This is a genomic window from Reyranella sp. (genome assembly GCF_030651995.1).
GTDB lineage: Bacteria > Pseudomonadota > Alphaproteobacteria > Reyranellales > Reyranellaceae > Reyranella.
Genome location: NZ_JAUSBN010000049.1, coordinates 38229 through 50390, shown reverse-complemented (window position 1 = coordinate 50390; position 12162 = coordinate 38229). Strand labels below are relative to the sequence as shown.

The window sequence follows — 12162 nt, the reverse complement described above, 5'->3', positions numbered from 1 at the left end:
GCCTGTACGCGCGCCGTGGGCGCGCTGGGCCACTTCCTCGAACGTCAGGGCATTCCGACCGCCAGCATCAGCCTGGTGCGGGAGCACACCGAAACCATCCGTCCGCCGCGCGCCCTCTGGGTCACGTTCGAGCTCGGCCGGCCGCTCGGCATTCCGGACGATCCCGACTTCCAGCGTCGCGTGCTGCGCGCGACGGCGGAGCTGCTGGAGCGCACCGACGGGCCGTTGATCGCCGACTATCCCGAGGAGGTCGCCGAGGAAGCCGACTTCACCGGCTGGGCCTGCCCGATCAACCTCATGCCCCAGGCGACCGACACGCTGGAGGCCGAGATCGACCGTCTGGCCACCTGGCACGACCAGAGCGTCGCCAGAACGGGCCGCACCACCGTCGGCGTCTCCGGCCTCGACATGCCGGCGGCCGGCGCGCTTCTCTCCACCGCCCTGGCCGGCAACCTGCCGCCCGCGCAAACGCTCAAGGAAGCGGTCGACGATCTGCGGGCTTATTACCTGGAAGCCGCCTCGGCCTTCCCCGATCCCGGCACGTCGAAGAAGCGCAAGGCGTGGCTGTGGGACGAGACGCTGTTCGGCAAGGCGCTGCTCGACCTGCAGCCCAAGCTGGTCGCAAGCGCCGACCCGCAGCTCAGGATCCTGGGGAACCTGACCCTGATTCCGGCGACCGAGCGCCACCGGCTGGCCAAGGTCTAAAGCACCATCTGCGTCTGCGTCACCACCGCCACGAGCTTGCCCTCGGCGGTGGTGATGCGGGTGGTCCACACCATGGTGCGGCGGCCGCGATGGACCGGCGTGGTCTCGCCGATCACCGTGGTGCCGACCGGCGCCGGCCCCACGAAGTTGGTCTTGCTCTCGATCGTCGTCGTGCCCTTGCCCTCAGGCAGGTTGAGCACGGTGGCGGCGGCGCCCAGCGTGTCGGCGAAGGCCATGACCGCGCCGCCGTGCAGGATCGCGGGCCGCGTGCAGAGCTCGGGGCGCACGACCATCTCGGCCTTCACCCCGGTCTCGCTCGCGGCCGTGAACTTCAGCCCCAGAACTTCGGCGAAGGGCAGCTTGATGTCGTTCAGGAGCTGAAGCCTGTCCATGATCGGTTCCTCTAGTGGGCGGTACTGATGCGGCGCAGGCCGAGATACTCGAGGATCGCGAGGTCGGCCACGATCAGCGCGACGACGACGATGCCCGCGATGCCGACCCCGGTCCAGGACGCCGGCAGCATCAGCATCACGGCGCTGATCGCGACCCAGGAGGCATCGAGCAGGAAGATCGCCCGGGCCCAGCCCAGGGGCATGTCGGGGCGTGACGCGACCCAGCCGCACACCGCACCGAAGGCCACGAAGCCCAGCCCCAGCAGTTCCAGCACGAGCGCGAGATCCAGGCCCAGCACCTGGAGGGGCGCATGGGTGGCCATCTTCGCGAACGGATTGGCGAAGGCCGCCAGCACCGCACCGGAGCCCACGGACAGGATGGCGTTGGCCCAGAGCGTGCGGCGGAGCAGGCGATCAGATGAAGCAGTCATGTCGTCCTCCTTTGGTTGCGGACGATCGGGAGATCGCATTCCCCCACCGGTCTCTCAATTACGCAGGAGGTAATCGGCGGACCCATGGGCCGGTGCTAGGATTCGCGCCATGAGCACAAGTCCCGCTTCGGTGTCCCGTCCCGCGGCCGACACGTTCGGTCCCATGCTGCGCGCCTGGCGCCGCCGCCGTGGCGCCAGCCAGCTCTCGCTGGCGCTGCAGTCCGGCGTCTCGCAGCGCCATGTCAGCTTCCTCGAATCGGGCCGCGCCCGCCCGAGTCGCGAGATGGTGGTCCAGCTATCGACCGCGCTCGACGTGCCGCTGCGCCAGCGCAACGAGATGCTGCTGGCGGCAGGTTTCGCGCCCGCCTACCGCGAGAGCAACCTCGCCGCGCCCGAACTCGCGCCGGTGCGCCAGGCCATCGATTTCATGCTGAAGCAGCAGGAGCCCTACCCCGCGGTCGTGATCGACCGGCTGTGGAACCTGCTGCAGGCCAACGAAGCGGCCAACGCCTTCACCGTCTTCCTGTTCGAGGGCATGCCGCCACCGCCGCCGCCCGGCAAGGGACCCAACCTGCTGCGCTGGATCCTCGATCCCGGGGCCCTGCGCTCGAAGATCTCCAACTGGGAGGAGGTCGCGCGCTATCTCGTTTCGACGACCTATGCCGAGGTCCTGGCGGCCGGTGGCGAGCCCAAGGCGCTCGCCTTCATCGAGGAGATCATGGCCTATCCCGACGTGCCCGCCTCGTTCCGCAAGCTGCGCTTCGAGGAGCGGCCGGCGCCGATGCTGACGGTCGACTATCTGGTGGGCGGCAAGGCGCTCTCGGTGTTCACCACCATCGCCACCCTGGGAACGCCGCAGGACATCACGCTGCAGGAAGTCCGCGTCGAGAGCTTCTTTCCCGCCAACGACCGCAGCGACGCCCTGTTCAGGAGCCTGGCGGCGAAACGCTGATCGACATCCCGAAGCTTTGCATGGCGCCCGGCGCGATCGCAATCACGCCGGGCTTGTCGGCGAGCTCACCGTCGAAGCCCTCGGGGCTGGCGTGGCCCTGCCATGGTTCGATGCAGACATAGCCGGCGCCGGGCTTGGTCCAGATGCCGAGATGCGGCATCTGCGGAAAGTCGACGCGGATCGCTTCGCCATAGAGGACGCTGCGGCTCGCCAGCGTGTCGAAGACCAGCGCGCCGTCTTCGAACAGATCGTCGTGCAGCCGGAGATGCCGGTCGCGCACCGGCGTCGTGAACTGCGCCGCGCTCAGCAGGCCGTCGACCGGCCGGCGGATCGGCGCCGGCTCGTCGCGCTCGAAGACGATCTCGTGGGCTTCCCGCGACGTGCCGTAGGGCAGCGGCCAGCGCAGCGCCGGGTGGAAGCCGAAGGAAGCAGGCATGACCGCAGCCCCGGTGTTCGTGACCCGGGCTTCCATATGCAGGGTCGCGCCTTCGATCCGGTAGGTGACGTCGAGGCGAAACTCGAAGGGATACTGGCGCCGCGTTGCTTCGCTCGATTCGAGCCGCCAGGTGCAGGACGCGGCATCGGACCCGACCAGCGCGAAGGTCGAGGTGCGGGCGAAGCCGTGGCGGCCGATTTCGTAGGCCGTGCCGGCCACGTTGAGCCGATTGCCCGTCACTTCACCGACGATGGGAAACAGGAGCGGCGAGCGGCCGTTCCAGACGGCGGGATTGCCGTCCCACAGGAGATCGGCGCCGGTGCGATCCTGCAGGCGCACGAGTTCGGCGCCGGTGGCGGAGATTTCAGCGCTGAGCGCGGCGGTGGAGATCGAGACGACAGAATGCGAGACGGTGGAGGCCATGGGCCATCCTACAACAGATGCGCCTCGCGAACGGCATCGTCGACGGTGGGCAGGTAGCGGACCTGCGGCCGTCCGGCACCGGCCCGCAGCAGCGCGTGACGGACCGATGGCGTGGCACCCGTGACGTAGACCCGGACCCCGTGCCGCGCCGCCTTGCGGCCGGCGCCGGCAATGACGTTGGCCGCCGTCGAATCGACGAAGGGCACGGCGCTGAAGTCGATGACGAAGGCCTTGTGCTGGTCGGCGATGTTGTCGAGCACGGCGCCCACGGTCGAGGCCGTTCCGAAGAAGAAGGCGCCGGACAGGCGGTAGACGATCACCCGCGGATCGGTCACCAGGTCGGCGGCAAACGGCGCGCGGGCCGGCTGCGCGACAATGCCCGCCGTGGCGGTGAGCCGCTGGATGAGCAGGAGGACGCCCAAGGCCGTGCCGACCACGATGCCTTCCATCAGGTCGCGGAACACGGTGAGCAGGAAGGTCGAGAGCAGCACGACCGCGTCGCCGCGCGAGGAGCGCAGCAGGGTCATGAATTCATGCTTCTCGGCCATGTTCCAGGCGACCACCGCCAGAACGCCGGCCAGGGCCGCCAGCGGGATGTAGGCGGCGAGCGGCGCGGCCAGCAGCATGAAGCCCAGAAGGAACACCGAGTGGAGCATGCCGGCGACCGGTCCGCGCGCCCCGGCGCGCACGTTGGTGGCGGTACGGGCGATGGTGCCGGTGGCACAGACGCCGCCGAACAGGGCCGACGCGATGTTCGCCACGCCCTGGGCCACCAGTTCGCAATTCGAGCGATGGCGACGCCCCGTCATGCCGTCGGCCACCACCGCGGACAGCAGCGATTCGATGGCGCCCAGCAGCGCGAAGGAGAGCGCATCCGGCAGCACGGCCAGCATCTTGGCCAGCGACATGTCGGGGAGGCTGGGCGCGGGCAGCATGGAGGGGATGCCGCCGAAGCGGCTGCCGATCGTCTCGATCGGCAGGCCCAGCGCAAACGTCGCGACCGAGCCGGCCACCACGGCCACCAGCATGCCCGGCCAGTGCGGCCGCAGCTTCCGGAGGCCGAGAATCATGCCGATGGTCAGGACAGCCAGAGTGACGGCCGCCGCGTTCACGGTGCCCGCCGCGCCCGCCAGTACTTCGAGTTTGGCGGCGAACTCTCCCGGCTCCTTGCCCTGCAGGGTCAGGCCGAACAGGTCCTTGATCTGGCTGGCGAAGATGATGACGGCGATGCCGGTCGTAAACCCCACGGTGACCGGATAGGGGATGAACTTCACGAAGGTGCCGAGCCGGAGCGCGCCGGCCGCCACCAGGAACACGCCGGCCATCAGGGTGGCGAGCAGCATGCCTTCGATCCCGTGGCGCGCGACCGTCGCTGCGACCAGCACGATGAAGGCACCGGCGGGGCCGCCGACCTGGAAGCGGCTGCCGCCCAGCGCCGAGATCAGGAAGCCGCCGACGATGGCCGTGAACAGCCCGCGTTCCGGCGTGGTCCCCGAGGCGATGGCGATGGCCATCGAGAGCGGCAGCGCCACGATCGCCACCGTGAGCCCGGCCACGGCATCGGCCCGCAGCGCCGAAAGCCCGTAGCCCTCGCGCAGGACCGAGACGAGCTTTGGGACGAAGGGGCCGTCGAATCTCGCCAGAAAACTCGAGGAAGGGGTATTGAGGGACATAATACAGGTTATTTGTGTGTTATTATGATATCGAATAACGCGCAGCCGCACAACCCGACGCAAAGTCCGGACCAGCCTCCCGAAAAAGACGGCATGTTGTCTGACAACTCGGTCGCGCCCACTCGCAAACCCATGCATAGTCCGCGCAGGGTCCCGGTCTCAGAACCAAAACAGGGCCTTTGGAGGAAACGACATGAAGCGCAGACTGCTGATGGGCGGTATCGCCGCCTCGACTCTCGCGGCTCCGTTCATCGCCAACGCACAGGCGCCGCTGACGCTGAACGGCGCGGTCCAGTTCAACGACGATCACGCCTTCAACAAGACGCTCCTGAAGTTCGAGGAGCTGGTGAAGAAGTATTACGGCAAGCCGATCAACTTCGTGCTCCACCGCAATTCTTCGCTGGGCCTCGAGAAGCAGTATTTCGAGTACATGGCGCAGGGCAAGGCGGTGGACTATGCGGTCGTCTCGCCCGCCCACATGTCGACCTTCTCCAAGGCGGCACCGTTCATCGACGCGCCGTTCCTGTTCCGCGACCTCGCGCAATGGAACAAGGTGCTCGACCTCGACCTGCTGAAGCCGGTGGCCGACGAGGTCGCACAGAAGGCCCAGGTCATGCTGATCGGCTATGCCGGCGGCGGCGTGCGCAACATCTTCGTCAACAAGCCGGTGAGCAACCTGGCCGAGATCAAGGGTCTGAAGGTCCGGGTCCAGGGTGCGCCGATCTGGTCCAAGACCTTCGCGGCGGCCGGCATGTCGCCGACGGTCATCGCCTACAACGAAGTCTACAACGCCATCCAGAACAACGTCATCTCGGCCGGCGAGAACGAGGCGGCCGGTGTCGAGTCGATGAAGTTCTACGAAGTCGCGCCCAATCTCGCGATGACCGAGCACGCCATCACCATCCGTCCCGTGTGCTTCTCGTCCAAGACCTTCAAGTCGCTCCCGAAGGACCTGCAGGATGCGGTCGTCAAGGCGGGCAAGGAGGCCGGCGCCTATGGTCGCCAGGTCGAGAGCGGCGAAGACGAGCAGAAGCTCGTCGCGCTGGAGAAGGCCGGCAAGCTGAAGCGCATCCCGTTCAAGGACCGCGCCGAGATGAAGAAGCTGGTCGATCCGGTGATGGCCGCCTACGCCAAGGAGATCGGCGCCGAAGGCATCTTCACGCAGATCGTCGCCACCAACTGATCCGTACGCGCAGCGGAGCCGCGGGCTTCGCTGCGCCTTTTCCCGGTCCGCAGCCGGGTGCGTTTTTCCGGACGGTTTCCGAATGACTTCTCCTGCCTCGCCGCCCGGCCTCTGGCGCCGGTTCACGGCCGCCTATGCCAGGTTCCTGACCGGCCTGCTGGCCTTCTCCGTCGCCATCATCATCATCCCGGTCACCCTGCAGATGATCTCGCGCTACACCGCGCTGATCCCGTCCTATATCTGGACCGAGGAGATGGCGCGTTTCCTGTTCATCTGGATGATCATGATCGGCGCCATGATCGGCGTGCGGGAATCTTCCCACTTCGAGGTCGACGTGTGGCCCACGCTGCCCCGCCGCGGCGAGGCCGCCGTGCGGATCGTCGCGCGGCTGGGCATTCTCGCCTTCGCACTGGTCTTCGTGGTCGGCGGCATCGAGTTCACGAGCTTCGCCTGGCACCGCACCTCCGAGCTGGCCGACCTGCCGCTCTGGATGATCCACATCGCCTGGCCCGTCGCCGCCGTCACCTGGATCGTCTTCCTGGGCGAGCAGTTCTACGACGAGGCCCGGATCCTCCTGGGCAGGAGCGCGACATGACCGGCGCGCTCTTCTCGGCCGGCGAGGCGGCCTCGATCCTGTTCGGCTGCTTCTTCGTGCTGCTGGTGCTGCGCGTTCCGGTGGCCTTCGCGCTCGGCCTCGCCTGCCTGCCGCTCTTCTACCTCGAGCCGCGGCTCGGGACGATGATGCTCGCGCAGGAAACCTTCAACGCCTACAACTCCTTCATCCTGCTCGCCGTGCCGTTCTTCCTGCTGACGGCCAACCTGATGAGCGTCGGCGGCATCACCGACCGGCTGGTGGCGCTGTCGCGCGCCATCGTCGGCAGCTTCCCCGGCTCGCTGGCCCAGATCAACGTGGTCCTCTCGGTCTTCTTCGCCGGCATCTCCGGTTCCTCGACCGCCGATGCCGCCAGCCAGAGCAAGATCTTCATCGATGCCCAGACCCGCGAGGGTTACGACCTCTCCTTCTCGGTCGCCATCACCGCGGTTTCCGCCGTGCTGGCGGTGGTCATTCCGCCCTCCATCCTGATGATCGTGTGGGGCGGCCTGATCTCGACCTCGATCGGCGCGCTCTATCTCGCGGGCGTGGTGCCGGGCCTGCTGATCGCCGGCGCCCAGATGGTCACGGTGCACGTCTATGCCGTGAGACGCGGCTACCCGACCTATCCGCGCGGAACGTTCCGCCAGCTTCTCTGCTCGATCTGGGTGGCGATCCCGGCCTTGATGACGCCCGTCATCATCGTCGGCGGCATCCTGGCCGGCTGGTTCACGGCCACGGAGTCGGCCTGCGTGGCGGTGCTCTATTCGGCCGTGCTGTCGATCGTGGTCTATCGCGAGATGGGACCGAAGGAGCTGTACAAGGCGCTGGTCGACACCGGCAAGCTCGCTTCCGTGGCGCTGTTCTGCATCGGCACCGCCTCGGCTTTCGGCTGGCTGCTGGCCTACTACAGGATTCCGCAGGAGCTGCTGGCCAACGTCACGACCTGGGGCATGGGCCCGATCGGCGTCGGCTTCTTCATCGCCTTCGTGTTCCTGGTCGTGGGCTGCTTTCTCGACGCCATTCCCGCCATCATCATCGTCGGCACGGTGCTGGAGCCGCTCGCCAAATCCGTTTCGATGGATCCCGTCCACTTCGCCATCGTCGCGATCGTGTCCCTGGCGTTCGGACTGGTGACCCCGCCCTACGGGCTCTGCCTCATGATCTCCTGCGCCGTCGCCGGTGTGCCGCTGCGCGTCGCTCTCAAGGACACGCTGATCATGCTGGTACCGATGGTCGTGGTGCTGGCAGCGATGATCGTGTGGCCCGACATCGCCCTCTTCCTGCCGCGGCTGATCGCGCCGGAACTTCTCAAGTAGAGGGCTGCTGAAGTAGAGCCTCAGAACGCGCCCGCCAGGGACCTCTCTCCCTGCTCGCGGCGGATGGCATGGAAGCCGTCGACCGTGCGCCGGATGATCTCGGCGACCGGCAGGACCTCGTGGATCAGGCCGACGGTCTGGCCGGCCAGTGCCAGCGAGGCTTCCATGTCGCCACCGAAATAGACGTCCTTCACCGACGCGAGGATCGAGCGGTCGAACGAACCCTCGCGCTCGATCTCCGCCGTGCGTTGGGTCTTCAGCGCCCGCACGCACGGCGTCGACTTGCGATTGAGCATGATCGTGCCGGTATCGTCGGCATCGACGATCGCCTGCTTGTAGTTGGCATGCACCGGACTCTCCGCTGAACTCACGAATCGCGTGCCCATCTGGACGCCTTCGGCGCCGAGCGCGAAAGCCGCCGCCATGCCGCGCCCGTCGCAGATGCCGCCGGCCGCGATCATCGGGACATCGGTCCGCTCCCGCACCGCCTGCAACAGGACCAGCGTGGAGACATCGTCGGGATTCTTGAAGCCGCCCCCCTCGCCGCCTTCGACGATCAACCCGTCGACGCCGGCCTCGACCGCCTTCAGCGCCGAGGAGAGGTTGGGCACGACGTGATAGACGACGAGCCCCGCCGCCTTGAGCGTCGGCAGCAGCTTGGCCGGCGAGCCTGCCGAGGTGGTGACGAACTTCACGCCGGACTTCGCCACCAGATCGACGACCCGCGGTTCGCGGATGAAGAGCAGCGGCAGGTTCACGCCGAACGGCTTGTCCGTCAGCTCCTTCATCCTGGCGATCTCGGCCAGGCAGGCATCGACCTCGCCGCTCGAGGTCTCGATGATGCCGAGGCCGCCGGCATTGGAGACCGCCGAGGCCAACTGGCTGCGCGCGATGTACCCCATCGGCGCCTGCACGATCGGATAGGTCGCGCCGGTATGGGCCAGTACACGATTCATGAACTTCTCCTCACGGCATGTTGCGTACGCGGTCCCAGGCGGCGGTGAAGTTCGGCGCCTTGTCGGGGCGGCAGGGCAGCGCGCGCTTGGGGTTGGGATCCTCGATGAAGGTGTCGCGCAGCCGGGCGGCGCAGGCATCCTGCACGACGACGCCGTGGCCCTGGGCCCGGAACACGACGTTGCGCGACGCGGGCAGGGTCTTCGCGGCCTGGCGCGCCCAGGCGGGCGGAGTCAGCCAGTCATAGCCGCCACTCAGGAGCAGGGTCGGCACCTCGGCCTTCACCGGCTGGCGTTCCGCGGCCGGCGCGGGCGCGACCCGCCAGACCGGACAGAAGGTCGGCGACTTGCTCGACCGGGCGTTCAGGCCATAGACGCCGCTGCTCTCGATCGCCTTGCGCCGGGCCGTCCGGTCCACCATGGGCCAGGTCTCGCGGCATTCGACGCTGTTGTAGAGCCCGTCGAACTGCTGGGCGTTCTCCTCCAGCAGCCCGCCGTCGTTGGTCTCGAGATCCTCGGCATAGAGCTTGAGCAGCCGCAGGTCGCCGCGCTGCGCCGCCGCCACCGTCTCGGGGATCGCGGCGACCTCGCCCTCGCGCATCATGTTCAGCAACACCATCAGCACCTGGGTGCCATCGAGCTGCACCGGATGCGGACCGTCCTCCAGGGTGAGCGCGAGTTCGAGCGGCGTCCGTTCCGCCGCCTCGATCAGGCCTTCGAGGGTGGCGCGCAGGGTCGGATGGCGTTCGCGGCACACGGCATCGGCGGCGCAGTCGGCGTAGAGCTGCTCGAAGGCGCGACGGACGATGGCCGGTTCGTTCTGCTCGCCGTTGACCTGGGGCGGATAGACGCCGTCGAGGACCGCCGCACGCACCAGGTCGGGATGCCGGCGCATCACCTCGAGCGCCCAGCGGGTACCGTAGGACACGCCGTAGATGTTGATCTTGCTCTGGCCCAGCGCCGCTGCGAGGTCGGCCACGTCGTCGGCCAGGGCCGGCGTCGTGTACATGGCGAGGTCGATCTTGCGGCGCTCCAGCCCGGCCCGGCAGCGCGCCAGGATCTCGCGCTCCTGCTGCTCGGTCACGGCGCGGCGGCGGGCCTTGGCCGGGTCCGAGGCGCGCGTGTCGAAACAGTCGAGATTGGGTGTCGACCCGCCGGCCCCGCGCTGGCTCAGGATGACGACGTCGCGGCGACGGCGGATGGCGGCCGTCTCGTTCCACCAGTCGCCCTCGCTGAGCGCGTCCGCACCCGGCGTCGAGGCGACCAGAGGCGCGTCGCCGGGGCCGCCCGAGAGGTAGATCATCGGCTCGACGCCGGCGGTCCGCTTGGCCTTGAGGATCGCCACCTTCAGCTTGATCTCGCGGCCCTGCGGCTGGTCGCGGTTCTCCAGCACCGTCAGGACATAGCATTCGACCCTGTCGCCGCGCGGCGGTTTGAAGGTGCAGCGCTCGCGCTCCAGTCGCGGCGCCGCCTCGGCGCTTCCTGCCAAAGCCACCAGGAATGCTGCCAAGCCGCCCAGGAACCGCCGTCGCGCCATGGATATCTTCTGCCACATCGAACCTTGGGACGGCATGAAGTAATTCTATGGAAACCATAAGACAGGATATCTTGCCAGTTCGGGCAGGCCGCCTCAGTTTGCCGCCATGACCCAACGTTCCTACTGGACCGCCGTCTGGTGCGGCTTCCTCGTCCTCACCATCGGTCTCGGCGTGCGCCAGAGCTTCGGCATCTTCCTGAAGCCGATCTCCGCCGAGCTGAATGTCGGCCGTGAACTCTTCTCCTTCGGCACGGCCCTGTCGATGCTGCTGATGGGCGTCATCGCGCCGTTCTCGGGCCGGTTGGCCGACCGCTTCGGCTCCGCACCGACCATCGCCGGCGGCGGCGCGATCTACGTCCTGGGCATGGTCGTCACCGCCACCATGCATGACGGCTTCATGCTGATCGTGGGCAATGTGCTGGTCGGCATCGGCCTGTCGGCGGCGACTTTCGGGCCGGTATTGGGCGTCATCCTGCGCGTGGCGCCGCCCGCGAAGCAGGCGCTGGCGGTGGGAATCTGCTCGGCCGGCGGCTCGTTCGGCCAGTTCTTCATCGTGCCGCTGGCGGCCGTGCTGCAGAACTATTTCGGCGACTGGCGGCCGACCATGTGGGCCCTGACCCTCCTCGCCCTGGTCATGATCGTGCTGCCGCTCGGCCTCAACGACCGCAAGGAGATCGCGGCCTCCAGGCGCGGCAGCGGCGGCAACCAGACCACCGGCGCGGCGCTCTCCGAGGCCTTCGCGCAGCGCAGCTTCGTGCTGCTGGTGGTCGGCTACTTCGTCTGCGGCTTCCATGTCGCCTTCGTCGGCGGCCACCTGCCGGCCTACATCTCCGACAAGGGGATCGGCCTGTCGCTGTTCGGGATCGACCTGTCGCCGGCCGAACTCGGCGGCTGGGCGATCGGCATGGTCGGCCTGTTCAACATCGCCGGCGCCATCCTGTGGAGCTCGATGGGCAACCGGTTCAAGCGCAAGAACCTGCTGTCGACGCTCTACCTGCTGCGCTCGCTGGTCTTCCTGGGCTTCGTGATCGCGCCGCTGTCGGCCGCCTCGGTGCTGATCTTTGCCGCGGCACTGGGCTTCCTGTGGCTGGGCACGGTGCCGCTCACCACCTCGCTGGTCGGCTACATCTTCGGGCCGGTGCACGTCACCATGCTGAACGGCATCGTCTTCTTCGGCCACCAGGTCGGCAGCTTCTTCGGCGGCTGGGGCGGCGGGCGCCTGTTCGACCTGCAGGGCAACTACGACATGATGTGGTGGATCTCCATCGCCCTCGGTCTCGTCTCGGCGGCGCTGCACTACCCGATCGTCGAGGAGCGCCTGATCCGCCCGACCTCGATCCCGCAGCCGGCATGACGCCCAGCCCGACCATCAGCTGGCGTCCCGTGCTGCTGTGGGGGCTGGCCAGCCTGGTCGTGGCCGCGACGATCCTGTCGTTCGTTCTGTGGGGGCTGAACGGTCCCGCATATCTCGTGGACCTGATCGCGGCCTATTGCCTGTGATCGGGAGGCGCTAACCTCACGCGTGTGCCGCGCTCGACGCTGGTGCCGCGGGCGGGGGAGCGCGAA

13 protein-coding genes are annotated in these 12162 nt (G+C 67.9%); 7 read left to right on the top strand and 6 right to left on the bottom strand.

Annotation, left to right across the window (positions count from 1 at the left end; all coding sequences use genetic code 11):
• The first annotated feature begins 15 nt into the window (after positions 1–15).
• A complete protein-coding gene (locus Q7V45_RS14690) occupies positions 16–705 on the top strand; it encodes a hypothetical protein (RefSeq protein ID WP_304853350.1) in 690 nt (229 codons plus the stop codon).
• On the opposite strand, the gene Q7V45_RS14685 is transcribed toward Q7V45_RS14690, so the two are convergent.
• Together Q7V45_RS14685 and Q7V45_RS14680 are read right to left on the bottom strand one after the other, a co-directional pair.
• Positions 702–1097, bottom strand: a complete 396-nt coding sequence (locus tag Q7V45_RS14685; RefSeq protein ID WP_304853348.1) for a PaaI family thioesterase — start codon at positions 1095–1097, stop codon at positions 702–704. The genes Q7V45_RS14690 and Q7V45_RS14685 overlap by 4 nt on opposite strands.
• An 11-nt stretch (positions 1098–1108) precedes the next feature.
• Entirely contained in the window at positions 1109–1528 is a 420-nt protein-coding gene (locus Q7V45_RS14680) for a hypothetical protein (protein ID WP_304853346.1), read from the bottom strand.
• A gap of 109 nt (positions 1529–1637) precedes the next feature.
• Here Q7V45_RS14680 and Q7V45_RS14675 point away from each other — a divergent pair, with 109 nt between their 5' ends.
• Positions 1638–2480, top strand: a complete 843-nt coding sequence (locus Q7V45_RS14675) for a helix-turn-helix domain-containing protein (protein WP_304853344.1) — start codon at positions 1638–1640, stop codon at positions 2478–2480.
• Here the strand turns inward: Q7V45_RS14675 and Q7V45_RS14670 are convergent.
• Together Q7V45_RS14670 and Q7V45_RS14665 are read right to left on the bottom strand one after the other, a co-directional pair.
• The gene (locus tag Q7V45_RS14670) at positions 2455–3339 is read right to left on the bottom strand and encodes an aldose 1-epimerase family protein (protein ID WP_304853342.1); all 885 of its coding nucleotides are present in this window, start codon (positions 3337–3339) and stop codon (positions 2455–2457) included. The genes Q7V45_RS14675 and Q7V45_RS14670 overlap by 26 nt on opposite strands.
• A gap of 8 nt (positions 3340–3347) precedes the next feature.
• Complete coding sequence (locus Q7V45_RS14665; protein ID WP_304853340.1) at positions 3348–5012, bottom strand: SulP family inorganic anion transporter; 1665 nt, start codon at positions 5010–5012, stop codon at positions 3348–3350.
• Positions 5013–5205: 193 nt separating this feature from the next.
• Here Q7V45_RS14665 and Q7V45_RS14660 point away from each other — a divergent pair, with 193 nt between their 5' ends.
• From Q7V45_RS14660 to Q7V45_RS14650, 3 genes are all read left to right on the top strand, one after another.
• Positions 5206–6195, top strand: coding sequence for a TRAP transporter substrate-binding protein (locus Q7V45_RS14660; RefSeq protein WP_304853338.1), 990 nt, complete (start codon positions 5206–5208; stop codon positions 6193–6195).
• A gap of 82 nt (positions 6196–6277) precedes the next feature.
• Entirely contained in the window at positions 6278–6790 is a 513-nt protein-coding gene (locus Q7V45_RS14655) for a TRAP transporter small permease (RefSeq protein ID WP_304853334.1), read from the top strand.
• Positions 6787–8106 carry a TRAP transporter large permease gene (locus tag Q7V45_RS14650; RefSeq protein ID WP_304853332.1) on the top strand — a complete coding sequence of 440 codons (1320 nt, stop codon included), beginning with the start codon at positions 6787–6789 and terminating at the stop codon, positions 8104–8106. Before Q7V45_RS14655 ends, Q7V45_RS14650 begins: the two co-directional genes overlap by 4 nt.
• Before the next feature lie 20 nt (positions 8107–8126).
• Here Q7V45_RS14650 and Q7V45_RS14645 read toward each other — a convergent pair whose 3' ends face one another.
• Together Q7V45_RS14645 and Q7V45_RS14640 are read right to left on the bottom strand one after the other, a co-directional pair.
• Complete coding sequence (locus tag Q7V45_RS14645) at positions 8127–9062, bottom strand: nitronate monooxygenase family protein (protein ID WP_304853330.1); 936 nt, start codon at positions 9060–9062, stop codon at positions 8127–8129.
• A 10-nt stretch (positions 9063–9072) separates the two neighbouring features.
• On the bottom strand, positions 9073–10596 hold the full coding sequence (locus tag Q7V45_RS14640) for an alpha/beta fold hydrolase (protein WP_304853327.1): 1524 nt from the start codon (positions 10594–10596) through the stop codon (positions 9073–9075).
• A gap of 106 nt (positions 10597–10702) precedes the next feature.
• Between Q7V45_RS14640 and Q7V45_RS14635 the strand changes: the two genes are divergently transcribed.
• Together Q7V45_RS14635 and Q7V45_RS14630 are read left to right on the top strand one after the other, a co-directional pair.
• Positions 10703–11950, top strand: a complete 1248-nt coding sequence (locus Q7V45_RS14635) for an MFS transporter (RefSeq protein ID WP_304853324.1) — start codon at positions 10703–10705, stop codon at positions 11948–11950.
• A complete protein-coding gene (locus Q7V45_RS14630) occupies positions 11947–12096 on the top strand; it encodes a hypothetical protein (protein WP_304853321.1) in 150 nt (49 codons plus the stop codon). Before Q7V45_RS14635 ends, Q7V45_RS14630 begins: the two co-directional genes overlap by 4 nt.
• The last annotated feature ends 66 nt before the right edge of the window (positions 12097–12162 follow it).